At 35.6% G+C, this 25,018-nt stretch carries 28 protein-coding genes; 11 read left to right on the top strand and 17 right to left on the bottom strand.

The window, feature by feature from the left end; genetic code table 11:
* Positions 1 to 57 precede the first annotated feature (57 nt).
* The 7 genes from G525_RS0114530 (at position 58) to G525_RS0114500 (ending at position 6,018) form a co-directional block, all read left to right on the top strand.
* Entirely contained in the window at positions 58 to 369 is a 312-nt protein-coding gene (locus tag G525_RS0114530) for a hypothetical protein (RefSeq protein WP_027126811.1), read from the top strand.
* A gap of 56 nt (positions 370 to 425) precedes the next feature.
* The gene (locus G525_RS0114525) at positions 426 to 1,346 is read left to right on the top strand and encodes a mechanosensitive ion channel family protein (RefSeq protein ID WP_027126810.1); all 921 of its coding nucleotides are present in this window, start codon (positions 426 to 428) and stop codon (positions 1,344 to 1,346) included.
* A 249-nt stretch (positions 1,347 to 1,595) separates the two neighbouring features.
* The gene (locus G525_RS0114520) at positions 1,596 to 2,429 is read left to right on the top strand and encodes an OmpA/MotB family protein (RefSeq protein WP_027126809.1); all 834 of its coding nucleotides are present in this window, start codon (positions 1,596 to 1,598) and stop codon (positions 2,427 to 2,429) included.
* Positions 2,430 to 2,554: 125 nt separating this feature from the next.
* Entirely contained in the window at positions 2,555 to 3,850 is a 1,296-nt protein-coding gene (locus tag G525_RS0114515; RefSeq protein WP_027126808.1) for a phosphoribosylamine--glycine ligase, read from the top strand.
* A gap of 6 nt (positions 3,851 to 3,856) precedes the next feature.
* The gene (locus G525_RS0114510) at positions 3,857 to 4,321 is read left to right on the top strand and encodes a GNAT family N-acetyltransferase (RefSeq protein ID WP_027126807.1); all 465 of its coding nucleotides are present in this window, start codon (positions 3,857 to 3,859) and stop codon (positions 4,319 to 4,321) included.
* 150 nt (positions 4,322 to 4,471) lie between these two features.
* On the top strand, positions 4,472 to 4,768 hold the full coding sequence (locus G525_RS0114505) for a DUF3817 domain-containing protein (protein ID WP_027126806.1): 297 nt from the start codon (positions 4,472 to 4,474) through the stop codon (positions 4,766 to 4,768).
* Entirely contained in the window at positions 4,768 to 6,018 is a 1,251-nt protein-coding gene (locus G525_RS0114500) for a mechanosensitive ion channel family protein (RefSeq protein ID WP_027126805.1), read from the top strand. The genes G525_RS0114505 and G525_RS0114500 overlap by 1 nt, the downstream gene beginning before the upstream one ends.
* Before the next feature lie 79 nt (positions 6,019 to 6,097).
* Here the strand turns inward: G525_RS0114500 and G525_RS0114495 are convergent, their stop codons facing one another.
* Both G525_RS0114495 and G525_RS0114490 read right to left on the bottom strand, forming a co-directional pair.
* Positions 6,098 to 6,790, bottom strand: a complete 693-nt coding sequence (locus G525_RS0114495; RefSeq protein ID WP_027126804.1) for a YiaD family glycine zipper/OmpA-like lipoprotein — start codon at positions 6,788 to 6,790, stop codon at positions 6,098 to 6,100.
* A gap of 241 nt (positions 6,791 to 7,031) precedes the next feature.
* The gene (locus G525_RS0114490) at positions 7,032 to 7,418 is read right to left on the bottom strand and encodes an acyl-CoA thioesterase (RefSeq protein WP_027126803.1); all 387 of its coding nucleotides are present in this window, start codon (positions 7,416 to 7,418) and stop codon (positions 7,032 to 7,034) included.
* Positions 7,419 to 7,715: 297 nt separating this feature from the next.
* On the opposite strand from G525_RS0114490, the gene G525_RS0114485 reads away from it, so the two are divergent.
* Together G525_RS0114485 and G525_RS21105 are read left to right on the top strand one after the other, a co-directional pair.
* Entirely contained in the window at positions 7,716 to 8,129 is a 414-nt protein-coding gene (locus G525_RS0114485) for a hypothetical protein (RefSeq protein WP_027126802.1), read from the top strand.
* Positions 8,126 to 8,572 carry a hypothetical protein gene (locus G525_RS21105; RefSeq protein WP_035479777.1) on the top strand — a complete coding sequence of 149 codons (447 nt, stop codon included), beginning with the start codon at positions 8,126 to 8,128 and terminating at the stop codon, positions 8,570 to 8,572. Before G525_RS0114485 ends, G525_RS21105 begins: the two co-directional genes overlap by 4 nt.
* On the opposite strand, the gene G525_RS0114475 is transcribed toward G525_RS21105, so the two are convergent.
* The 3 genes from G525_RS0114475 to corA form a co-directional block, all read right to left on the bottom strand.
* Positions 8,565 to 9,248: a DUF2461 domain-containing protein gene (locus G525_RS0114475; protein ID WP_027126801.1), complete on the bottom strand. Its 684-nt coding sequence runs from the start codon at positions 9,246 to 9,248 to the stop codon at positions 8,565 to 8,567. The genes G525_RS21105 and G525_RS0114475 overlap by 8 nt on opposite strands.
* 97 nt (positions 9,249 to 9,345) lie before the next feature.
* Positions 9,346 to 10,239, bottom strand: coding sequence for a mechanosensitive ion channel family protein (locus G525_RS0114470; RefSeq protein WP_027126800.1), 894 nt, complete (start codon positions 10,237 to 10,239; stop codon positions 9,346 to 9,348).
* Positions 10,240 to 10,587: 348 nt separating this feature from the next.
* Complete coding sequence (gene corA, locus G525_RS0114465) at positions 10,588 to 11,658, bottom strand: magnesium/cobalt transporter CorA (RefSeq protein ID WP_027126799.1); 1,071 nt, start codon at positions 11,656 to 11,658, stop codon at positions 10,588 to 10,590.
* 206 nt (positions 11,659 to 11,864) lie between these two features.
* On the opposite strand from corA, the gene G525_RS0114460 reads away from it, so the two are divergent.
* Together G525_RS0114460 and G525_RS0114455 are read left to right on the top strand one after the other, a co-directional pair.
* On the top strand, positions 11,865 to 12,089 hold the full coding sequence (locus G525_RS0114460; protein WP_027126798.1) for a hypothetical protein: 225 nt from the start codon (positions 11,865 to 11,867) through the stop codon (positions 12,087 to 12,089).
* A 99-nt stretch (positions 12,090 to 12,188) separates the two neighbouring features.
* Positions 12,189 to 12,608: a hypothetical protein gene (locus G525_RS0114455; RefSeq protein ID WP_027126797.1), complete on the top strand. Its 420-nt coding sequence runs from the start codon at positions 12,189 to 12,191 to the stop codon at positions 12,606 to 12,608.
* 25 nt (positions 12,609 to 12,633) lie between these two features.
* On the opposite strand, the gene G525_RS0114450 is transcribed toward G525_RS0114455, so the two are convergent.
* From G525_RS0114450 to fabG, 12 genes are all read right to left on the bottom strand, one after another.
* Entirely contained in the window at positions 12,634 to 13,416 is a 783-nt protein-coding gene (locus G525_RS0114450) for a tRNA pseudouridine synthase A (RefSeq protein WP_035479774.1), read from the bottom strand.
* A 123-nt stretch (positions 13,417 to 13,539) separates the two neighbouring features.
* Positions 13,540 to 14,142, bottom strand: coding sequence for a bifunctional phosphoribosyl-AMP cyclohydrolase/phosphoribosyl-ATP diphosphatase HisIE (gene hisIE, locus G525_RS0114445; RefSeq protein ID WP_281170405.1), 603 nt, complete (start codon positions 14,140 to 14,142; stop codon positions 13,540 to 13,542).
* Between the two features lie 113 nt (positions 14,143 to 14,255).
* Positions 14,256 to 15,011, bottom strand: a complete 756-nt coding sequence (gene hisF / locus G525_RS0114440; RefSeq protein ID WP_027126794.1) for an imidazole glycerol phosphate synthase subunit HisF — start codon at positions 15,009 to 15,011, stop codon at positions 14,256 to 14,258.
* An 83-nt stretch (positions 15,012 to 15,094) separates the two neighbouring features.
* The gene (hisA, locus tag G525_RS0114435) at positions 15,095 to 15,829 is read right to left on the bottom strand and encodes a 1-(5-phosphoribosyl)-5-[(5-phosphoribosylamino)methylideneamino]imidazole-4-carboxamide isomerase (protein ID WP_027126793.1); all 735 of its coding nucleotides are present in this window, start codon (positions 15,827 to 15,829) and stop codon (positions 15,095 to 15,097) included.
* Positions 15,830 to 15,849: 20 nt separating this feature from the next.
* A complete protein-coding gene (gene hisH / locus G525_RS0114430) occupies positions 15,850 to 16,446 on the bottom strand; it encodes an imidazole glycerol phosphate synthase subunit HisH (RefSeq protein ID WP_027126792.1) in 597 nt (198 codons plus the stop codon).
* A gap of 78 nt (positions 16,447 to 16,524) precedes the next feature.
* Positions 16,525 to 17,646: a bifunctional histidinol-phosphatase/imidazoleglycerol-phosphate dehydratase HisB gene (gene hisB / locus G525_RS0114425; protein WP_027126791.1), complete on the bottom strand. Its 1,122-nt coding sequence runs from the start codon at positions 17,644 to 17,646 to the stop codon at positions 16,525 to 16,527.
* A 12-nt stretch (positions 17,647 to 17,658) separates the two neighbouring features.
* Complete coding sequence (gene hisC, locus G525_RS0114420; protein WP_027126790.1) at positions 17,659 to 18,696, bottom strand: histidinol-phosphate transaminase; 1,038 nt, start codon at positions 18,694 to 18,696, stop codon at positions 17,659 to 17,661.
* Entirely contained in the window at positions 18,693 to 19,979 is a 1,287-nt protein-coding gene (gene hisD, locus G525_RS0114415; protein WP_027126789.1) for a histidinol dehydrogenase, read from the bottom strand. The genes hisC and hisD overlap by 4 nt, the downstream gene beginning before the upstream one ends.
* Before the next feature lie 42 nt (positions 19,980 to 20,021).
* On the bottom strand, positions 20,022 to 20,879 hold the full coding sequence (hisG, locus tag G525_RS0114410) for an ATP phosphoribosyltransferase (protein ID WP_027126788.1): 858 nt from the start codon (positions 20,877 to 20,879) through the stop codon (positions 20,022 to 20,024).
* A 296-nt stretch (positions 20,880 to 21,175) separates the two neighbouring features.
* On the bottom strand, positions 21,176 to 21,991 hold the full coding sequence (locus G525_RS0114400; protein ID WP_027126787.1) for a prohibitin family protein: 816 nt from the start codon (positions 21,989 to 21,991) through the stop codon (positions 21,176 to 21,178).
* Positions 21,992 to 22,004: 13 nt separating this feature from the next.
* On the bottom strand, positions 22,005 to 24,038 hold the full coding sequence (locus G525_RS0114395; protein WP_027126786.1) for a hypothetical protein: 2,034 nt from the start codon (positions 24,036 to 24,038) through the stop codon (positions 22,005 to 22,007).
* A 46-nt stretch (positions 24,039 to 24,084) separates the two neighbouring features.
* The gene (gene fabG, locus G525_RS0114390) at positions 24,085 to 24,831 is read right to left on the bottom strand and encodes a 3-oxoacyl-[acyl-carrier-protein] reductase (RefSeq protein ID WP_027126785.1); all 747 of its coding nucleotides are present in this window, start codon (positions 24,829 to 24,831) and stop codon (positions 24,085 to 24,087) included.
* Positions 24,832 to 25,018: the final 187 nt, after the last annotated feature.

Genomic DNA, 25,018 nt, shown 5'->3' with positions numbered 1-25,018 from the left:
CTAGCTTTTAATTTGATGTACATTGAAAATTCAAGTTGAATCTTATAACTCATAATTATGGAAAACAATAAAAAAGATCAAAAGAAGAATCAAACCTATGATTCAAATATAACAGAGCATGATAAGGATGTATTAGGTGGAAAAAATAAAAATTTAAGAACTGATGGTGGCGATGATTCCCAATTGGATGCTGATCATAGATCTCGACCAGTGGATTTTGAAGGCAAAGATTTAGATATTCCAGGACGTACTCTACCAGAAGATTTATCACAAAAGAAACTTAAAGATGAAGAAAATCAGCTTTACAGTCAAGGAGGACCTGGTAATGATGCATTGGAAGAAAATGGAAGCGAACAGCCATCCAAGTAATAATATAGTGACTATGGTCATCAATTATATCAGCTAACCCAGTTATCAAACACTATATGCAAACTGACCCAAAAACCGTTTCGGATTCTTTTATCAATTTTTACAATAATTTCATTGACCAATTGCCAGGGATAGGTATGGGCATTCTTATTGTTGTTTTAGGATCTCTAATTGCAAAATGGATCGGCCAATTTGCAAGAAACCGTATTAATGCCAGAACCCACGACCCTCTGATGAGTAAATTTTTGGGACAAGCTATAAAATATATCTTAATTGTATTTGCTATTATGGTAGCCTTGAGAGCAGCAGGATTGGGAGCTATTGCAACAGCCATCTTAACGGCTGCAGGAGCCAGCGCCTTGATTTTGGGATTTGCTTTTAAGGATATAGGTGAAAACTTTATTGCGGGGGTCATCCTAGCCTTTAATAGACCATTTGACGTGAACGACACCGTAGAAATTGGAGATAACTTTGGCAAGGTTAAAAATTTAGAATTTCGATATACGAAACTTAAAACCTTTGATGGTAAGGATGTTTATATTCCAAACAGTGATGTCTTGACGAAGCCCGTGACCAACTTTACCGAAGATGGTTTTTACAGATGGGATTTTGTAATTGGCATTGCTTATGAAGATAATATAGAAGGGGCCAAACAAACGATAATGGAAACCTTAAAAAAAGAGCCCAACGTCATTGAAGATGAAGAACACGAGAATTTTGTGATTGAAGATGAATTGGCCACAAGTACGGTAAACTTAAAAGTATTCTTTTGGGTAGATACCAAGGATTTTAGAAGAATGGCCTTGATTACAAAAGGAAATGTCGTCAGAAACATTAAAGAAGCCTTAGAAAAGGATGGTTATTACTTACCGGCAGATATTCAAGAAATTAAATTGTATGGTGGAGAAAAAGGATTCCCTATACGATTGGAGAAAGATGAAAACGGAACTAAAGATGAAGATAATGCAACAGCGTAAAAGAGCGTTTAATTTCACAAATCTCAATTGCTTTCGTCATATGTTAAACCAAAAATTATTAAATGGAGCTGTTCTGATATTGGGCTTTTCTAGAGATCACTCTAACGAATATTATTCTGGTCATTATATAACTCCCACCTAATCTGACTCTATCAGTATCCAAATGTTAAAATAATCTAAAATGTGAGATGGACTAACGTCTATAATGTGAGGAAGTCCGTACATATACTAAACCAATAAATTAATATTATGAAAAAAATTTCAATTGTTTTAATTACCGCTATAATGTTGTCGTCATGTGTTTCTAAGAAGAAATATGTCGCTTTAGAACAAGAAAACGGTCAGATTAAAAGTGAGCTTACTAAAACTCGAGTAGAAAAAGAAGATTTGGAAAATAAATTTTCAGCAATCCAAGCAAGAGTTGACAACTACAATAAAAAAATCAATTCGCTTACAGAGGAAAATGATGCCATGCTCGTTAATGTTGACAATGTTGCAGTAATTTCTAACGATACAAAAAAAGCAATGCGTAAGACATTACAAAACATAGACGCTTCTAAACTTGCTGAAGCTAAAACTCTAAAAGATTCAATGAATCTTGCATTGTCTTACAACTTAAACAAGTCTATGGATAGCAGTAATCTAAATGAAGATGAAGATATTTCAATTGACATCAATGAAACTGTTGTCATGATTTCAATTTCAGACAAGATGCTTTTTAACACGGCAAGCTACAGAGTAAGTAATAAGGCAAATGACATTTTACAAAAATTGGCCAATGTTATCAATTCTGAACCTAGTGTTGAAGTAATGGTTGAAGGTCACACAGATTCAAGAAGCATTAAAACAAGTAAAATTGCTGATAACTGGGATTTAAGTGTGTTACGTGCAACTTCAGTGGTTAGAAAACTAGTAGACGATTATGGTGTTGCTCCAGAGAAATTGATTGCTTCAGGAAGAAGTTCCTTCAAGCCTCTTGCAGAAAACGACACTAATGACAACCGAGCAAAAAACAGAAGAACACGTATTGTAATTCTTCCAAACTTAGATAAATTCTTTGCATTAATGGGCTCGAATGAATAGCATTTGAAGTTGATTAATTAATCCGAAAAAAGACTGTTAGAAATAACGGTCTTTTTTCATTTAAAAATGATTTTGAAACCAAAAAAAAACTAATTTCGTAGAATCAAATTCCTCAAAAAAACACTTTGAAAAAGCAGAATAGCCTACCAAAAAACTTCTTGTTTATTTCCCGCTGGGGAGAAATTCTAGATATTGCCTATGCCACCCAAAGTGAAGGCAACACCGTTAAATTGTATATTGAAGATAAGGGCTCCAAAGAAATTGGAACTGGGTTTGTCAAAAGAGTTAAAGACTGGAAAAAACATAGTGATTGGGCAGATATTCTAATCTTTGATTATACCGGTTTTGGAAAGGAATGCGAAGCATTAAGAGCTTCAGGAAAAATTGTTTTTGGGGGAAGCGTCTACACAGACCTTCTTGAATTAGATCGGAACTTTGGTCAAACGGAGTTAAAGAAACATAAAATCAAAACGCTGCCATTTGAAGAGTTTGTAAGTTTTCAGGACGCTATTTCCTATGTTGAAAAACATCCAGACGCTTATGTAATCAAACCTTCGGGCGAGACTCAAGAGCTTAAACAATTATTATTTGTGGGCAGTGATGATGAAGGATTAGACGTTATTAGGGTCTTGAAAGCTTATGATAAATCATGGGGCGATGATTTTGGGAACTTTCAGCTACAGAAAAAGGTAAAAGGTGTTGAAATTTCTGTATCGTCTTTTTTCAACGGAAAAGAGTTTTTAAAACCTTACAACATCACTTTTGAACATAAGAAACTATTTCCAAAAGAACTGGGCGTTTCAACAGGAGAGATGGGCTCCAGCATGTTTTGGGTCAACAAGTCTCCTGTTTTTGATGCTACTTTGAAAAAATTTGAAGCTACCTTAGCCAAGCAAAAGTTTTTAGGTCATATTGATATCAACTGCATTGTCAATGGGAATGGCATTTATCCTTTAGAATTTACCTCCCGCTTTGGTTATCCTCAAATCTTTATTCAACGTGCCGGCATTACGGAGCCTATTGGAGAAATGCTCTATAAAGTAGCTTCTGGCCAAAATTTTCAAATCGCTACTAAAAAAGGCTTTCAGGTTGGTGCTTTTATTGTGGTCCCTCCTTTTCCTTATGACGACAAAAAGACTTTCGAATTGTTTTCAAAAGATGCCGTTGTTGTTTTTAAAAAGGATTTGAAGGAAGGGATCCACCCGATGCACTTGAAAAAAGTCAATGAGGAATGGTTGATTACAGGAAATACCGGAATTGCGCTTTTAGTGACAGGAACGGGAATTACCATGCGCGATGCCCAAAAAATGATGAACAATAGAATACACTCTGTGATTGTCAACAATGGGTATTATAGAACTGATATTGGCGATAGATGGTTTGAGGATTCAGACCGATTATGGTCATGGGGCTTATTATAAGTAGAGATGGATGCGTTTACATTTAGAGAATTAAAAAATAACCCTGAGCAATTCTTCAACCTACTTCCTGAAAATTGGCAGGTCGAGATTGTTCCTTTTTGGAAAACTCATAAAAATTCTGCCAAAATCTATATTATAGAAAATCATTGCACAATTATTGGAGGTGGGATTGTTTTTTCCAAATCGCCACCTCAATTTGAATATTTTGAAACTGAAGCAAAGCCTTATTTTGACGAGGGCTATTTGTATTTGGGATTTATTTGGATTGCAGAACACCAGCGGAATAAGAATTTGGGTACTTTTTGGTTAAACCAATTGAAATCTGAAAACCCTAGGCAAAACTATTTTTTGCTTACAGAAGAAGATTATCTTCAACACTTTTATGAAAAAAACGGATTTTCCCGAATTAAATTAGTCCAAAATCAGGATCATATGGAGTGGCTTTACATATCAAAACCGGACAAAGGTTAATCCTCCGATAACATTTCAATTGGGGCAGTCAGGTACGTTATAGAAAAAGTAATGTGCTTCTTTGCAGCTGTTTTGATATTCATTAATTTCTCGTTAAAAACTAGTTATTATAGGATTTCATGGGTATTTTTGCATAAAATTTAAGTATTCATGTTTACACTAATTAAAAGCTTTAAGGCAGTCGCCATTTTAGAAGGTATTTCCTACTTGGTATTGTTTGGCAATATGCTTCTCATTAAACCCTTTTATCCTGAACTTTATAAAACCTTGCTCTACCCCATAGGGATGGGTCACGGTCTATTGTTTATAGCCTATGTTCTATTGGCTCTTTTGGTAGGTTCTAAATTAAAATGGTCTTTCAAAACTTTAGGGATTGTTTTGTTAGCATCTTTAATTCCGTTCGCTACCTTTTATGTTGAGAGAAAGTATTTGAAAACAGCTGTATAATGTTTCTATACAATCATTTTTTTTACGATATATATTATAATCTCGGTCTTACGGAGGACTGGGCAAAGTTTTTTAATTTGCTCACGTTGATGTTTATCTTGGGAATTCTGATTTTCATTTCAGATGTTATTGCCAGAAGGTTATTGGTAAAAGCTTTTACAAAATTTGCCTCACGATCAAAAACAACGTTTGATGATTTATTGGTAAGTCATAAAGCGCCCCGAAATATTGCACATCTCGTCCCTTTGTTTATTACCATTAGGTTATTTCCTTTGGTGTTTTCTGATTATCCAAGAATTGAGGCTTTCTTGGTTATCGGACTCAAAGTATATGGCATCTTATTGACTATTTGGATTTTAAGAAGTGTTTTACGCACCTTAGAATCTTATTTCAAAACCTTACCGCGTTTAAGAGACAAACCCATTGACAGTTATATTCAGGTGGTCATGCTCTTTGTTTGGATTATAGGTGTGGCTTCTTGTCTTGCCGTCCTTATCGACTTGTCATTTTTGAAATTCTTTACCACTATTGGTGCCGCCTCGGCAGTTCTCCTATTGATTTTCAAAGATACTATTTTAGGATTTGTGGCAAGTATTCAAGTAGCCATTAACGACACGTTACGGATTGGTGATTGGATTACCATGGATAAATATGGTGCTGATGGTGATGTGATAGAAATCAATCTTTCAACCGTTCAAGTGCAGAATTTTGATAAGACAATCACCAATATTCCAACTTATGCCATTATTTCCGAAGCGTTCAAAAATTGGCGCGGTATGGAATCTTCAGGGGGCCGACGTATCAAAAGATCCATCTTGATCAAATCCAAAAGCATCCATTACCTAACGGATGATGAAATTGAAAACTTAAAGAAGATCCAGCTCATCACCACTTACCTCGAGACAAAACAAAAGGAATTGGTGGATTATAACACCAAGCATAATATTGACAAAACAACGTTGATCAACGGACGTAATCTGACCAATTTAGGTGTTTTTAGAAAGTATGTCCAAACTTATATTGAAAATCATTCCGGAATTAATAAAGACATGACTATTATGGTAAGACAGATGGAACCGACCTCTCAAGGAATTCCTTTAGAAATTTATGCGTTTAGCAGCGATAAGCGTTGGGTGAACTATGAATATATTATGTCTGATATTTTTGATCATATTCTCTCAGCCATAAACTATTTTGACCTAGAGCTGTTTGAATTGACCCCATCAATTTTTGAAGTTCCCAAAAATTAAGACTAATAGAAACCTATAAAAAGCGGCCCTATTCATTTCGAATAAGGCCGCTTTCTATTAGTAATAAATAAGGTAAGTTTTAATTACCAGCTTGTTCTTGTGCTTCTTTTTTCATTTTGTCATTTGCAATAATGGCCAATTCTACACGTCTGTTTTTTGCTCTGCCTTCTGATGTAGCATTATCGTATTTAGGTTGATTAGGACCGTACCAATTGGTCGTGAATCGACTGGAAGAAATGCCTTGTCCTGATAAAAATGTTGTTACAGCCTTCGCTCGCTGTTTAGACAGGGTCATATTAAAATCATCTGGACCCGTACTGTCAGTATGTCCTTCCACCAAAACATCAGTATCAGGATATTCTTTAAATATTCCTGCCAACTTGCTAAGTGTTGCTGAAGACGCAGCGTTAATATTATATTTGTTGGTATCAAAATAAACACCACTGCTTTCATCAAAAACAACATTAATACCCTCGCCAACACGCTCTACTTGAGCTCCTGGAATTTCCTCTTCAATCCGGTCAGCTTGCTTGTCCATATTGTCGCCAATATAATTACCTGCAACACCACCTACCACAGCACCTATAATAGCACCTAAAGCCGAATTGTTTTTACTACCCACATTGTTGCCGATAACACCACCAATAACGGCGCCGCTACCTGCACCAATTGCAGTTCCTTTTTGTTTATTGTTTGCATTTCTTGTCGCCTCGCAACTTACTAATGCAACAACCATAAATAATAGTGTGATCGATTTTACTATAGTTCTCATAATTTCAAGTTTTATAAAGTTGTTCTTGCAAGTTTAAGTTTGTCATCTATCATCATTCTCTTAAATTTCTAAGATTTAGAAAGCGAAAACGACAAAAGTAAAGCTGCCATAAACAGTCTAATTTCCGGTTTTTTTACATTGTAATAAATGTGACACCGGCTTTAATAAATATACGATTAATACTACAAAATGGTTGTTAACGGTTTCCCATTATTTATATAAAATACCCAAAACTATATTTCTATTTCAATCGATCTTTAACAAATTCCACTTCTGTTTTACCGTGCGGTGCAGGCTTGCCATCACTCCCCAAATTGATCATAATAATATTATCTACAGTCAGTATGGTTTCTCTTGTCATCATATTACGTGCTTCGCATTTCAAGATCAAAGAAGAGTTACCATATTTAACAACTTCCATTCCTATTTCAATAATATCACCTTGTCTGGCAGAACTCATAAAATTTATCTCAGAAATAAGCTTTGTTACAATTTTTGGGTTTTCAAGTTGCACTACTGTATATAGTGCTGCTTCTTCATCTATCCAAGCTAACAGTTGCCCTCCAAATAAGGTGCCGTTAGGATTTAGATCTTCGGGTTTTACCCATTTTCGTGTATGAAATCTCATATGTATTTAGTTTTGTTTTTAAAATTATTCAGGATTAGACCTTCGTTTTAACTGATAAAACCCTGCCTTGTTTTGCATAATTCTTTAAAAGATTAGACAGAGGTTTAACTAATCAGAAAGTAAATTTTAAAATATAGTCCAAAGGTAGTTCAATAGTTACTCAATAGAGGTTTAAATGAATCGAATCTCCTTAAAGCATCATTGAATAATACTATTGTTAATAAACCCGTTGACAAGATCTCTCAAATTGGTGATTTATAAAAAGCATTATCCATAATTTTATTAAAACTTAAAGCCATGAACACTAGAACCGACGCTCTCTTAACGATTAGACCTGTCATTTCCACTGCTTTAATCTATGAGGAAATGAGCACTGAAGAGCGTTTTCAAAATGGGACGTTACGCCCTTTACTTAAGCTGCAAAATGAACTTATAATTGCCGTATTTAAAAATTATATTACAAAGCACAAAAATGTGTTTTATGAGCTATCTTTGCCCAAACAATTGGACTATATCGAAAATGCTATACATAAGGATATGAAGTTCAGAAATTCAATTAAAGGAATGATCATTGGTCAATTTACAATTGAAGAGTATGGTGTTTATATTGAGAATTCATCGGCCTTAAACAAGCGCATGATGAATCTTGTGAAAGAGCGTTTGATTAGTCATATCCAACTATTTCAGCCGGAAATGGCAAAAGTTATATGAAAATAAAAAGTGATGTTTTGCAAGCTTGTTTTGATTACGCCAACAAGCGGATTACCAATTATAAGAATGAGATTGAAACCATCAAAGACTCGATAGAGAGCAATGATAAAGGTGGCGATCCAGATGATGATTCCGGTAATGGAAAACTTTTTAATGATTTAGAGAAAAACTCTCAACATTTGACCGATGCCCAAAAAATGTTGGAAAGTTTAAAGACGATCAGACCTAATCTGGTTTCTGAAAACGTTGTTTTGGGGAGCTTGGTCAAAACGACTGCCAATAATTTTTATATTTCTATCAGTGCGGGAAAAATTGAGAATGAACACTTAAATGTCTTTGCAATTTCACCTGGTTCTCCAATTGGCATGCTCCTAAAAAATAAAACCAAGGGAGATCAGATTGAATTTAATGGCAATAGCTTTACCATTACTGAAGTTATATAAGCGGTTCCCCGTTCACATTAGTGCTTAGAACACTACTCATATAATCAAAATAAGGCCTCACGGCTTTAAAGGCCACATCCACTTCTTCTAAAAAACCAGAAGAAAGGACTTGTGCATCTGTATAATGTTTGGTAAATATGAATTGTTTCCTCCTGATTAAGTCAATGGCATTATGTTCTTTATCAAAGCCTTTAGGTGCAGTCTTTAGCGCATCACCTGTAAAATCTCCCCAAATATTGTGGAAGGTTTTGTTGCCAATAATGGTACGGATTTCTTCGTCGTCCATTTCAAATTCCTTTCTTATTCGCAATAAATCCTCTTTGGAAGGATCCCAAAATCCAACTGCAATGAACGATTCATCATTGGGTTGAATATGGAGGTAATAGCCACCTCGCAATTCTGGTTTCCTTCTACTGAAGGAGCCACTGAAATGTGTTTTATATGGGGCTTTGTTTTTTGAAAACCTGACGTCTCTATAAATGCGAAAAATCTTAACCCTATCAATATCATCATGTGTTTTTAGAGTTTCAAAAAGCGCATTAAATTTACTTTTTGCACTTGTTTCCAATTTTTTGAACTCATCTTTGTGGTCAGCAAACCAATCACGATCATTATTTTCCTTTAATCGTTTAAGAAAATCCAATAAATCTTTGGAGAATGTCTTTGTTTCGGGCATAATCAAATATATTTTAATGTTTTAAATGTACGAAAAAGCCCCAATACAATTGGGACTTTAGGTTGGTCTATTCGAGATTTTAAATTTTTAGAATGGATCAGGCCTGCTTTTCATTCTCATTATTTTCCATAGCAAGTTTATTATCAAATTGCAAGGTCCTGATTGGGAATGGGATGTTGATATCTTCCGCATCAAAGGCTTTTTTAATGGCAATCATAGCTTTATTGGTTGCATTTAGTTTGTGGACGTTTTTAGTGCCCTCAACCCAGAAGCGACATCTAAAATTTATAGAACTGTCTCCAAATTCAGTAAAAAAGAACTCCACAGGTTTGCTGTCGTCAATTTTTTCGAATGTTTTTTCCAAGGTATTTTTGGTTAACTTTTCCACAAACTCTAAATCCGACTCATAGCCAACGCCACAAGAAAGGTCTACACGGATATGAGGTGTTAATGAATAATTCTTCATGGGATTATCCAAAATGTTTTTATTGGGAATCATCACCATATTATTATCCGATTCTTTTAAAGTCAGATTTTTCAGATTGATATCCATAATCTCCCCTGTAAAGCCATTAGTTTCTACCCAATTACCAATTTGAATTTTATCTCGGAAGGAAATGACAATTCCAGAAATGATATTTGATAACGTACCTTGTAAGGCCAAACCAATCACCAAACCAAGAACACCTGCACCGGTAATCAAAGAAGTAAGTGTTTGAGAGAGGTTTAAAATCCCCAGTGCCAAAAACAGACCCACCATAATGACTACTACGGTGACCAATCTTGCAATAATATTGCTCACCGATTTTTGCTTGACCCTACTCCCTACTAATCTCATGGTCAGCTTACTGACGTACTTAGACAAAAAATAAGCGGCCAGAAGTACAATCGTGGCCAATATTAAATTGGGAAGACTTTCTACAATGGAATTCATCCATCCTACAAGTTTATCCAATAATAAGTCAAAGGATTTATTTATTTCGTCTTTCATATAATGCGCTTTATTGTTAATTTAATGAATATTTATGTTGATTTTGTACTCTGATCTTTAGAGAAGATGTTAAGAATAATTATCCTACTAATTTTCATTTTTCAATGATCTAGCGACCAATTGATCTATGGGGTTTCCAATTGTGGGGTCTTTGGATGGATACCAAAGGTTTTTATTTGGAAAAGTATAAGATTATTTAAAAGTTTGAGAAACTTTCAATGTCTGAAATAGCGTATTGGGATATAAGGTGATGTTATCGTGTGCATTTCCTATAATATACGCTCAAAATAAATATTTCACAAATTTGTCTTCATTTTTTTACGAAAGTAGTGTAAGCGGTAAATTATATTAAAGCCATTTCTTTTTTCGAAAATAGACTAACATTCCTATAAATACTAGAATCATAACACCCCAAAGGATAAAATAGCTGTATTTGTAATGTAGTTCGGGAATATTGTCAAAATTCATTCCGTAGACCCCTGCAATAAAAGTCAATGGAATAAAAATAGAGGCCATAATGGTCAGGACTTTCATGACTTCGTTCATTTTATTGCTTATTATCGTCATATACATATCCAATAAACTCCAAACCATCTCTCTATATACCTCAATACTTTCATTGACCTGAACAATATGATCATATAAATCTCTCAAAAAATTATGGGTTTTTTCTTCAATTATGGCGTGCTCCATTTTATCGAGACGGTTAATGACTTCACGCAATGGAAATACAGACCTTCTAATTTTTAAAACCTCACGTTTTAATGCTTGGATTGTATTGGGCGTTTGAGAATTTTCTGTATCAGTCTCAAAAATTAGATCTTCAATATCTTCAATTTTATCCCCAAAAGCTTCAATCACCGTCAAATAATTATCTACAACAGCATCCATGAGTGCATACATTAAATAATCCGAACCTAAGTTCCGCACCCGACCTTTACCAGCTGAAATCCGTTCTCTTAAATCATCAAAAACATCGCCATCAGATTCCTGAAATGTCAATACATAATCCGCTCCCACGACTATACTCAGTTGCTCATAGATTAAATCATCCCCATTTTTGAAGTAGAGCATTTTTAAGATGATAAATAAATAGTCATCAAACTCGTCTAATTTAGGACGATGGTTTGTATTAACGACATCTTCTAAGGTTAATGGATGCAAGTCATAATGATTGCCCAGCTTTTCAATTTCTGTGGTGTTGTTCAGTCCGTTAACATTAATCCAAGTAACTTGATCATTTCCTTTAAAATGAAATGCTTTCTCTACATCTTGAGCTTCAAGCTTATGGTAGTTTTCTTTGCTATAATTGATGATGTCAATAGCCGTTACCGTAGATTGCTTCTTGCCTCTGTAATGTACCGTACCGGGTGAGCGATTAACAGTTTTGTAAGACTTCTTTTTCCTTTTAGATTTCATTATTTGAAATTTCTTGTAGTCGTTTATGCATTAAATGTAGAGATTTTTTCCCTGATAGCATTGCTCAATTAATGAATATAGAATTACTATCACATTCTTGCCAATTTACAATAAAAACAGTCTATTTTTGAAAAATTCAATTAAGGTTTGCTTATTGGCAATTTTTTGTTTAATATGCAAGTTAATACTTCAAACAATTAATATAAATGGGAAGACCACCTACAAGACCGATCAAATTTAGAGACGGTTGGTATATAGAAATAAGAAATAAAGGTAAAACAACAGGAATTAAAATCCATAGAGATACCAAAGAGCATATGCTTCGTACAATTAAAGAGTATGAATTGACAAAAGAAGTGTATGTTTTAGGAGAATCAAAAAACGGCAAATGGGTCAATAAAACCCCTGTACTTCACGTGATAGAAGATTAAATTTCACTATCAAAGAGTCTTAAAGAAAAAATAGTTACTGTTCATAAAAATAAAATTCATAAATTGTTGTGTTATCAATTACTAAAAACGCAATAGTTTATGAATTTTTCGTCTTCAACCAAACCCCCTCTCTTTTTTTGGATCGTAGCCATCATCGCATTTCTCTGGAATGCTTTTGGCGTTTCAATTTATCTTATGCAAGCTTTTTTGAGCGATGAGCAACTTGCAGGTATTTCAAATAACAACCAAAAATTATTTTGGGATCTTCCGATGTGGTACATTTCAGTGTTTGCCATTGCAGTCTTTGCTGGACTTTTTGGAAGTATCTCCTTACTGCTACGAAAAAGATGGGCCTATATGCTATTTATCATTTCTTTTCTTGCGGTTGGCTTTCAGCAATTTTATGTATTGACTGTTGTTAACCCAAGAGATATTTTTTTAAGCTTGACCATTATTGTTATTGCAGCATTTATGGTTTGGTTTTCAAAACGTGCTGTCACGAAAGCTTGGTTAAAATAAATCCTATATCGCATCGTAAGGCGTACTATTCAAATTCCACTCTATTTAAGATCAATCCAGAAGCCGGAGCAATATAATCGATCTGCTCCACACTTTCTGGCTGCAAATTCTTGACAATATCATCTAGAGTGAACTCATGTATTCCTAATTTCACTAAGGCTCCCATCATGGTTCTCACTTGGTTATAACCAAAACCTTCGCTTTCCACTTTAAGTAGGTAGGACTCAGACGGAAAAAAACTGGCACTGAACATATCGTTTTCTACCAGATTACAAGAGAATATGGTTCTCGTGTAAAGCCCATTTTCGGAAATTTTAGAACAAAAGGATTTAAAATTATGGGTACCCTCAAAGAGCTTGGCACCTTTAGTCATCAGCTCAATATCTAAGACATCTCTAAATGTGGTCATGATAGAAGCACAAAACGGGTGTGCTTTCTGACCATGGGCAAACAAATAAACATATTCCTTCAATTTTGCGTTATGGATGACATTAAAATCCTTTGAAACTTCGGTCATAGCCAATGCCCGCACATCTTGTGGCAAATAATAATTGAACAATTCCAAAAATGCGTCGAATTCTGAAATGGGTTCCTCCATAAACAGTTCAAATGCCGTTTCAGTTGCAGATACCATGGCATCGGTCCTACCTACGGCCAGAGTCTTGAATTTTTTATTCTTTTCAAAAACGAAATTTAAGGTCTTATCAATGGCCAAATGTGCAGTTTTAAGCTTTGGTTGTTTTTGCCAACCATGATAGCGAAAACCTAAATATTGAATGGTAATAAGGTAAAAATAATTCTGATTCATAATTCCGAAGTTTTTGACAACATAGCTCCTATAATAAGTAGTTCTAAGAGGGCGTATAATATAATTTCGTTTCTAAAATATAACTATTGAAAAGAGAGCTTTGGTTCAGAGGTAAATTCGGAATCATTTTTTCTCACGGTTTTTGAGGACCGTTTCAATATCCTCCAACTTAAAACCTTTGGCTTGGAGCAGCATCAAATAATGAAACAGCAAATCAGCGCTCTCATTTAAGAATAAATCATCATTATTGTCTTTAGCCTCTATAACCACTTCTACTGCCTCCTCACCTACTTTTTGAGCCAATTTGTTAATGCCTTTTGCAAATAGATATGCCACATACGATTCTTCAGCTTTAGCATTCGTGCGCCGCTCTTCTATAGTTGCTTCCAGCTTAGAAATAAAACCGAAATTAGAGACATTCGGTTCATCCCAACAAGTGTCCGTTCCTTTATGGCAAGTTGGACCTTGTGGATTTGCCTGAATCAATAAAGTGTCGTTATCACAATCCACTTTTAATGCAACCAAATTGAGGAAATTACCGCTTTCTTCTCCTTTAATCCATAAACGTTGTTTGCTGCGGCTATAAAAAGTAACTTTTTTAGTTTCTTGGGTTTTCTGGAAGGCCTCGGCATTCATATAGCCCAACATCAGGACATTTTTAGTTGAAGCATCTTGGATTATGGCCGGAATTAAGCCATCTGAGTTATATTTTAAATTCATGGTTATTTTGATTTTGTCCTGATTCTAATTTTAAATGGCTCACGATTGATTTAACAAATATGCAACCTTGGATTTTGATCATACATAAGAAAAGCATTCGTGAATTAGTGGCTATTTTTTTAAATTCTCACTTCTATATTATTTTTTCTTAATTCTGCTTTCAAATCCTTGATTTCTATTTCACCAAAATGAAATACACTTGCGGCAAGAGCTGCATCAGATTTCCCTATTTTAAAGGTGTCCACAAAATGCTGCATTGTTCCGGCACCACCTGAAGCTATAATAGGAATGTTTAAGTCCGTTGACAATTTTGCCAACGCTTCGTTGGCAAAACCATCTTTAGTGCCATCGTGGTCCATAGATGTAAAAAGAATTTCACCCGCGCCTCTTAATTCTACTTCTTTCGCCCATTCAAAAAGGTCCAAGGATGTTGGGATACTGCCACCAGCTAAATGCACTCTCCACTGTCCATCGATTTGTTTAGCATCTATGGCAACCACCACACATTGGCTTCCAAATTTATCAGACAGTTCATTAATCAGTTCAGGCCGCTTAATTGCGGATGAATTGATAGAGACTTTATCTGCGCCAGATTTTAAAAGCAAATCGACATCTTCAATAGATGAAATTCCGCCACCCACCGTAAAAGGAATATTGACTTGCTCTGCCACTTTCAATACCATTTCCAAAGTGGTCTTTCGCCCTTCTAAAGTTGCTGAAATATCAAGAAACACCAATTCGTCAGCACCTTTTTCAGCATATTGTTTGGCTAAAACCACAGGGTCACCAGCATCAACGAGGTTGACGAAATTGATGCCTTTGACAGTACGTCCGTTTTTAATGTCCAAACAAGGAATTATTCGTTTAGTAAGCATAATATTTACTGTTACAACAGCGATTTAAATGAGGTTTTCAATAAGATTTAATAGGAATAAGATATCAACAATTGGATAATTGTCTAAAAAAACCGCTCCAATTCCTGCAAACTGATCTTGTTTTCATAAATGGCTTTTCCAATAATAACCCCTTCACAGCCCAATTCTTTTAGTTTGGGAAGCTCATCAATGTGCGAAATTCCACCAGAAGCAATAAGTTTTATCGATTGATCGGAGCTCGTGTTTGAACACTCTTGGATAATTTCCTTATAAAGCTCAAATGAAGGTCCTTCCAACATACCATCCTTTGCAATATCCGTGCAAATAACGTATTGCACTTTTCGGCGTTGGTAATTTTTAATGAACGTAATAACTTCTAAACTGCTTTCTTCTTGCCAACCGCTAATGGCAATTTTCCTGTTATTGCAATCCGCTCCCAAAATAATCTTAGTTGTTCCATATTTTTCGAGCCAAGACTCAAAAGTACGATGGTCGTTTACGGCAATACTTCCACCAGTAATTTGTTTGGCGCCACAGTTGAAGGCAATATGCAGGTCCTCATCAGATTTGAGGCCGCCACCAAAATCAATTTTCAAACTTGTTTTTGAAGCGATTTGCTCCAATACCTTGTAGTTGATTATTTGTTTTGCCTTAGCGCCATCGAGATCGACGAGGTGTAAATATTCAATTCCAGAAGCTTCAAATTGTTTGGCAACTTCAAGCGGATTTTCATTGTAGATTTTTTTTGTACTATAATCGCCTTTCGTCAAACGTACACATTTGCCGTCTATGATATCTATTGCGGGTATTATTCTCATACTATTTTACTGTTTATGATCTATGATTCTAGATTTCCTAAATTGAGGAAATTCCTCAATACTTCTGCTCCCACAGTGCTACTTTTTTCTGGATGGAATTGTACCCCGTAAAAATTGTCTTTTTTGAGTGCCGAGCTATAATTTACGCCATACTTGGTTTGCGAAATGGTATGTTTGCCCAATTCTGCAAAATAACTGTGCACAAGATACATATAAGCATCATTTTTTATCCCTTCAAATAAATTTGATTCAAGATTAAAAATGGTGTTCCAACCCATCTGTGGAACTTTTTTCTGATTGGAAAAGCGTTTGACATCCACATCAAAAATGCCTAAGCCTTTGGTTGCACCTTCTTCTGTAGAATTACAGAGCAATTGCATTCCTAGACAGATGCCCAAAACAGGCTGTTTCAGTTGAGGGATGGTCAAGTCCAACTGTGAATTTTTAAGCATTTCCATGGCGTTACCTGCTTGCCCCACACCCGGAAAGATTACTTTATCTGCAGAACTAATTACATCTGGTATATTACTCAAAATAGGGTTATATCCCAATCGGTTACAGGCAAATTGGACACTTTTAGTATTGCCGGCACCATAATCTATTATTACAATATTCATTGAAATCATTTTTAAAATTCCAAATCCCAAATTCCAAACTAAGTATTGGATTTTGGTACTAAAAATTTGATTCTTAAATTATAGGACACCTTTAGTGGAAGGCAAAATCATTTTATCCATATCGCGCTTTATTGCCATCTTAATAGATTTGGCAAAAGCTTTAAAAATAGCTTCAATTTTATGGTGTTCATTCTCACCTTCTGCTTTGATATTCAAATTACATCTGGCGCCATCAGTAAACGATTTAAAAAAATGAAAAAACATTTCTGTTGGCATCTTCCCGATCATCTCTCGTTTAAATTCCGCATCCCAAACTAACCAATTTCGTCCTCCAAAATCAATGGCCACTTGCGCCAGACAATCATCCATCGGCAAACAAAACCCGTAACGTTCCACACCGAGCTTATTCCCTAAAGCATTAGCAAAAACTTCACCTAAAGCAATGCCGGTATCCTCAATGGTATGGTGCTCATCAACTTCCAAATCCCCTTTTACCTTAATATCCAAATCCAATTGTCCATGACGGGCAATTTGGTCCAACATATGATCAAAAAACGCAATTCCTGTATCAATGTTACTTACGCCCGTTCCATCCAAATTTAAGTTAATCGAAATTTTGGTTTCATTGGTGTTGCGTTTAAGATTGGCCGTTCTATCGGCTGCTTTCAAGAAATTGTATATCTGTTCCCAATCGGTAGATTCCAGTGCAATATACTTACGAAAATTTTCAGTAGAGGGTTCATTATCCGAGGTCGAATTCATGAAAACTGCCTTAGCACCCAGGTTTTTAGCCAATTCAACATCGGTCAACCGATCACCAATCACAAAGGAATTCTCCAAATCATAGGTCTCAGAAAAGAATTGGGTCAACAAACCGGTTCTTGGTTTTCGTGTTGGTGCATTGTCTTTGTCAAAAGTGCGGTCAATGAATTGCTCGTTAAACTCGATGCCTTCAGATTTGAAGGTTTCAATCATGAAATTATGAACTGGCCAAAAGGTATCTTCCGGAAAAGAATTAGTGCCAAGCCCATCTTGATTGGTTACCAAAACAATTTCATAATCCAATTCTCTGGCTATTTTACCTAAATATTGAAACACTTTAGGATAAAACAAAAGCTTCTCAAAACTGTCAATTTGGTAATCTTCCGGTTCTATAATAATAGTTCCATCACGGTCTATAAATAATACTTTTTTCCTCATAGCATATAGCGGTTATAAAGTTTTCAAAATTTTAATCAGTATGTCGTTTTCTTGTTTTGTTCCAATGGTAAATCTTAAGCAATTGTCACACAAAGGTTGTGAGGTTCTATTGCGAATTACAATGCCGTTGTCAATCAATTGTTGGTAACGTGTATTGGCGTCATCAACTTTTACCATCACAAAATTAGCGTCAGATGGAAAGATTTTTTCAATAAAATAAACTTCATCAAATGCTTTAATTAAAGCGTCTTTTTCTTCTAATAAACAGCTAATTTGATTATTTACCAATGTTAAGTCACCTAAACTTTCAATCGCTTTAATTTGCGTGAGTTCATTGATATTATAAGGAGGCTTTATTTTATTTAAAACTGAAATGATTTCTGCGGAAGCATAGCAAATCCCCAATCGAATCCCAGCCATTCCATACGCTTTGGACAAGGTTTGCGTAACCACCAAATTTGGATATTTTGACAATTGATTCAGCCAACTTTCCTGTTTGGAAAAATCAATATAAGCCTCGTCGATCACCACGATGCCCTTAAAATTATCAAGCAAAAACGCGATAGTGGAAGTCTCAAAGCAATTTCCTGTTGGATTATTTGGTGAGCATAAAAACAATAATTTACTGTTAATCGTTGCGTCATCCAAAATTGAGGTCGGTTTTGGCTGAAACATAGGCTCAGAAAGATTTATTTTAATAGTCTCAACCGCGTTGACGTTTGCCAAGACCTCATACATACCATAAGTTGGTGGAAGGATCAAAATATTATCCTTAGTTGGCTCGCAGAACATTCTAATCAGTAAATCCAACACTTCATCACTCCCATTCCCCAAAAGGATACATTCTGAAGGAACGTCTTTGATTTTAGAGATTAGGGCTTTTAATTCACTTTGTTGTGGATCAGGATAGCGATTGACTCCATTATCATAAGGGTTTTCATTAGCGTCCAGGAAAATCAAGTTGTCTTTACTACCTTTAAATTCGTCGCGAGCTGAAGAATAAGGCTTTATTGCTTTGATTGAAGGTCTAATTAAATCTTGAATGTTCATTGCTCTAAATCATTTAATCGTATGGAAACTGCGTTTTTGTGTGCTTGCAAACCTTCGGCATGGGCCATGAGTTCTATTGTTTTTCCAATATTTAACAAGCCTTCTTTGTTTATTTTCTGAAAGGTCATGCTTTTCAAAAAACTATCTAAATTGACACCAGAATACGATTTACTAAAACCGTTGGTTGGCAAGGTATGATTGGTGCCCGAAGCGTAGTCGCCCGCACTTTCAGGGGTGTAATTGCCCACAAAAACAGAGCCTGCATTGCTAATGCCATCAACAAACAAAGCTTCATTTTGAGAACACACGATGAAGTGCTCCGGACCATAAGCATTAACAAAATCTAAGGCTTCTTTATCTTCTGTAATTAAAATCAATTTAGAGTTCTCAATAGCCTTCTCTGCCATGGATTTCCTTGATAAGACAGCCATTTGTAACGCTATCTCAATTTCTACAGCAGCAATTAAAGTTTCAGAATTAGAAACCAAAATCACTTGACTATCAGCGCCGTGTTCAGCTTGACTCAATAAATCAGATGCCACGTACGCTGCATTTGCGCTATCATCGGCAACTATTAAAAGTTCACTTGGACCAGCCGGCATATCAATGGCAACACCGTATTTTGTCGCTAATTGTTTGGCTACGGTAACAAACTGATTTCCGGGACCGAAAATTTTATAGACTTGTGGGACATTTTCTGATCCAAAAGTCATGGCAGCAATAGCTTGAATACCTCCAATTTTGTAAATTTTCGTCACACCACATAATTGTGCAGCATATAAAATTTCATTGGCAATAGCTCCATTCTTATTTGGAGGCGTACATAAAACTATTTCTTTGCATCTCGCAATTTGTGCGGGAACGGCAAGCATTAAAACCGTTGAAAACAATGGTGCCGTTCCCCCTGGAATGTACAAACCAATTTTTTCGATTGGTCTTTTTTCTTGCCAACAGTGAACACCTGGCATAGTTTCGACTTCAATTCTGCTTGTTTCCTGAGCCTTATGAAAGGTTTCTATGTTTTTTTTTGCCAATCTAATCGCATCTTTCAAATCTGTCGTTATGTTCTTAGATGCTGATGCGATTTCAGCCTCTGAGACTTCAACGACTTCTGAATCCACCCCGTCAAATAGAGCGGTGTATTTTTGGATGGCCACATTACCATTTCTTTTAACATCGTCAAAAATTTGAACAACAGTATCTTCTATACTTTCTACAGACTGGGTTGGTCTTTTAATCAACGCTGACCAAGAAGATTTATTAGGGTTTTTTATAATTTGCATATTTTCAATTATTTGAGATTTCCAACAAGGAATTAAATAGTATTAGATGACCATGTTTTCAATTGGACAAACTAATATTCCTTCGGCGCCATTGGCCTTAAGCTCGTCAATAACTTCCCAGAATTCATTCTTGTTAATTACGGAATGTATAGAACTCCATCCTTCTTGAGCCAATGGAAGTACTGTAGGACTTCGCATTCCTGGAAGTACACTGATAATTTTTTCGAGTTTTTCATTTGGTGCATTTAAAAGCACATATTTTGACTGGCGACCTTTCAAAACAGATTGAAACCTAAATCGTAGTTTTTTAAGGATCGCGGCGTTCTCATCAGAAATCAGTGGGGATGCCGCTAGAACAGCTTCCGATTTCAATAAGACTTCTACCTCTTTTAGATTGTTCTTAAAGAGTGTACTTCCACTTGAAACTATATCTACAATAGCATCTGCAAGACCTATATTTGGTGCTATTTCAACCGAACCGTTGATAATATGTAGTTGTGCGTTGATATTATTTTTATCAAGAAACTGTTGTACTGTATTAGGATAGGAAGTCGCAATGCGTTTGCCTTCCAAATCTTTTATGTCTTTGTATTTAAAAGATTTAGGAACTGCGATTGACACTTTACAGGTTGAGAATCCAAGTTTTTCGATGACTGATACATCTGCACCTTTTTCAAGCAGAATATTTTCACCGATGATGGCGGCGTCCACCACACCATCCCGAAGATATTGTGGAATATCACCGTTGCGAAGATAGAACACCTCTAAAGGAAAATTTTTGGCTGAAGCTTTAAGCTGATCTTTGCCATTGTCTATGGAAATACCTACGTCATTAAGGATTTTCATGGAATCGTCGTGTAAACGTCCCGATTTTTGAACTGCTATTTTTAATTTACTCATCGTGTTGCCCACCAAAGCGGGTATTTTTTATATTAAACTTAAGTGTTGTTTGAGTAAATCTTTAGGGCAAGTTTCCGGCCTTGGCAAGAATAAAAAAACCGTTTGATTACTCAAACGGTTTTAAATATGTTGATTTTATTCAATACATCTTCATTTCGCTTGAGTGCAAATATGATGATGGTGATGATGTGATTGAATAAATGTCATGTTCATTTTTATGTTTTACAAATATTTAAAAATATATCTTACCATCCTAATACTTTTTAAGAAAATACAGATAAATATTTTATAATTTATTATTGGTTTCCTAAAATAATAGGCAGACCAGAATCTCCAGAACCAATTACAATAACTTTACTATTATTGGATTCTGAGAGTTTAACTGTAGCTTCAATACCTTTATCCTGAAGGATCTTATCGGTCAATGATGCACTTAAGATTCTATTGGCATCTGCCTTTCCTTGAGCCTCAATAATAACCTTTTCTGCTTCTTTAGAAGCGGTTACCAGTCTAAATTCATATTCCAAAGATTCTTGCTCTTGTCTCAATTTGCGCTCTATGGCATCTTTTATTGTTGAAGGTAAAGTGACATCACGTACTAAAACTTCGTTCAACTGAATGTATTGATCTTTTACAAATTTCTGAGTCTCCTCAAAAATCTCTTGTTGAATGGCATCACGCTTGCTAGAGTACAATTGCTCTGGCGTATAACGACCTACAACACTTCTTGCTGCTGAACGTATAGCTGGTAGCAGAATCCGCTCTTTATACATTTCACCTTTTTCTTGGTGTAATTTACCAAGACTTTCGTATGCTGGTTGAAACCAAACTGAGGCCTCTAATTTTATGTCCAATCCATTTGAAGATAGTACACTCATTTTATCAAGAATCTCTTGTTGCCTAACCTCGTAGATAAAGACGTTATTCCAAGGGGCTATCAAGTGAAAACCTTCTCCAAGAGCTGGTTCATCTGTTACAACACCACCGCCAAAGGTTTTATATAAAACGCCTGCTTGTCCTGAAGTAACAGTAACAGCAGATTTTGCAAGTATTATAATTAATACAATTGCAGCAATAATTGCAGGTATTGCAATTTTAGGTAATCTTTCCATAAATAGTTTTTAATTAAATTAAGCCGTTGTATTTTCTAACAAACCATTCCAAAGAAAGGCTTAACGCGATGATCGCCAGTAGAAATTTCCAATCGATCAAAGGTACAACATTTTTGATGCTTTTTTGGACCGTGGCAAACCTTTCGTCCTTTAAGAGCTGCTCAACGAGCGCATCTGTATCGTTAATAAAAGATGAAAATCCCTGATTAGTTGTTGCCAAGTTTTGAAGTTTTGAGACATTTGCATTCAAGAATTGCTGTTCAACATTATAATCTAAAATTTTGAACTCGCCTGATTTAGACATGTTCTCATTTTGTGTCTCTACAGAAAATGTATAATCACCAGCCTTCAAGCCACTTAAATCCACTTGATAGTTAGATTGTTTCAGAATGAATGGCACCGTTTGAGAGTGTTCATCCTCCTTGTTCTTAACGGTAATTTCAAGATTTGCTGAGTTGTCAAACTCATAGGTTTTGTTGAAAAATTGAGCTGTCAAGATCACATTGTCATTACCTTCATAGAACGATTCATAAGAGACATTTAACCGAGAGCGCTTTTGGTTTGAATCAAGATATTGAATGATTTTTCCAATGAAATTATCAAAATTGGTAAAGGCTTTATCACCTAAGTAACTTTGCGCCCTCCATCGCCAAATGCCTTCGCCATTTAAAACCGCGGTTCTTTTTTGATTGACCTCATAAGTCAACAACATGGGCTCGTTTAATTGGATGCCATTAACCGATTTATATAAAATAACTTCTGTAGGTACAGAAATAACTGTCGCACCAAACTCCGTTTGTAACGGTGGAAAATCTGAAAATTTTAAATCATCAACAATAAAAACATTGTAATTGGAATTTAAGGCAGCTTGAAAATCCTCGTATTGATTGGTGACCTTTTGTTGAATGTAAGGTTGCAATTTATTAAGCTCTGACCAATTTGTTTTTGTTCCTAGAATAGTGAACGTATTGATATTGAGTGTTTCGATTTCCTCATACACCGATTTAAAATTTTGGTTTGGCTGATAGATGATAGCTTGCTGAAAATCATCAGATAAATTCATAAATTCCAAAGGTTTCAAAATAGAAGCTTGTCTCTGTTCATTACTTTCCATCGCTTTTTTTAAAGCGCCTAAATCTGGGTGGATGATATCAGAAATAATCGCGACCTTCGTTTTTCTATCGATCACTTCCACGGCAAAATTCTTAATATTATTGACCGTATTCCTTTCATTGGGAAGCGCTATTAACTCGGCCTTATAACTGTGGACGCCTGAATTGTTTGCCGGTAAACTTAGATTGATAAGGCGGCTTGACTGCTCTTTGTTAAAGATTAAATTCTCAGTATAGACCGTCGTATTGCCGGAAGATATTATTAGCTGCGTACGCACTTCATCCTCCCCATTATAAACTCCAATAATTTCTACAGGAAATTTATTTTTTAAATACGCATACTTATTAACGTTAAGCTGTTCAATTTTTAAATCAGTATAACGCGTTGTGTCTCCCAAAATAACAGGAAATATGACTTGCTTATAATTTTTGGCCATAAATTCATAATCGTTGCCATAGGTTTGATTCCCATCTGTAACCATTAACAATGGCGCGATAGAGTTTCCATAAACTTGAGAAAAACGATCAAACAATAGCGTTGGATTGGTTTGTTTTTCGTCAAACGTCAGGTCTGCCAAGTGATGGATGGTTTTTCCGAAACTAAAAAACTCTAGATTGAAACGGTCGTTCAACGCAACATCAGCTTTAAGCCGAGAAACAAAGTCCGTTGTGTTTTGATCTTGACCCAAAAATTTAACCGATTCTGAATTATCCAAAGCAACAATCAAGTTTGGTTTTTCAGTATAATACGTCGTTTTATCGAATTTTGGATTGATCAATAGCAGAAGAACAGAAAATAATGTTACAAATCGTAAAAACGTTAAAAATGTGGTAACCCTTGTGCGCTTCTTTAACTTATAACCATACTGAAAAAGCGCTAATGAAAGCGCTATAATTCCAGCTAATATGATGTATAGTAGGGTTTCTGTAGTCATTAAATAAGAGGTTGAAATCTCGAGTTTCCACTTCCGTGGAAAATTGCTAAGTCAGCATGCCACCATCAACATTGATGGTCTGTCCGGTGATATAAGCGCTCATGTCACTCGCTAAGAACACGCACACATTGGCGATATCTTCTGGAGTTCCACCGCGTTTCAATGGAATAGCCTGTCTCCACCCTTTTACTGTTTCTTCATCTAATTTGGCGGTCATTTCAGTTTCTATAAACCCTGGCGCAACGACATTACTTCTGATATTACGAGACCCCAACTCTAGAGCTACCGATTTAGAAAACCCAATAATACCAGCTTTTGAAGCTGCATAGTTGGTCTGACCAGCATTTCCTTTAACCCCAACTACTGAGCTCATATTAATGATAGACCCTTTGCGCTGCTTTAACATGGTACGCTGAACAGCTTTGGTCATATTAAAAACTGATTTCAGATTGACTTCAATAACTTTATCAAAATCTTCTTCACCCATACGCATCAATAAGTTATCCTTGGTGATACCTGCATTGTTTACCAAAATGTCAATACTTCCAAATTCAGCCAACACCTCATCCGCCAATTTTTGAGATTCATTAAAATTGGCCGCATTGCTTTGGTACCCTTTAGCTTTAACGCCTAATTGATTTAATTCATCTTCAAGGGCGTTTGCTGACTCAACTGAAGAACTGTATGTAAACGCCACGTTGGCACCTTGTTCCGCGAACGCTTGGGCAATGCCTTTTCCTATTCCCCTACTGGCTCCTGTAATAATTGCTGTTTTTCCTTCTAATAATTTCATATATAGATATTTATTGCTTTTTAGTGGTTATATGTAATTCGCAACTCTTCATTCTTTAGTGATCGAATTTTTGTCATGCTCATTTCATAATTATAAATTTAGTAGAGAATGCACTATTCATTTGACTTGTAGCACGCTCCTTAGATTGATCATTCTCTTTTCAAATATAAGGATAAGAAGCTGTTCC

The sequence above is a fragment of the Gelidibacter mesophilus DSM 14095 genome (assembly GCF_000423005.1).
Classification (GTDB): Bacteria; Bacteroidota; Bacteroidia; order Flavobacteriales; family Flavobacteriaceae; genus Gelidibacter; species Gelidibacter mesophilus.
Note: the sequence above shows the minus strand (reverse complement) of the source record. Positions and strands in the feature narration are given on the sequence as shown.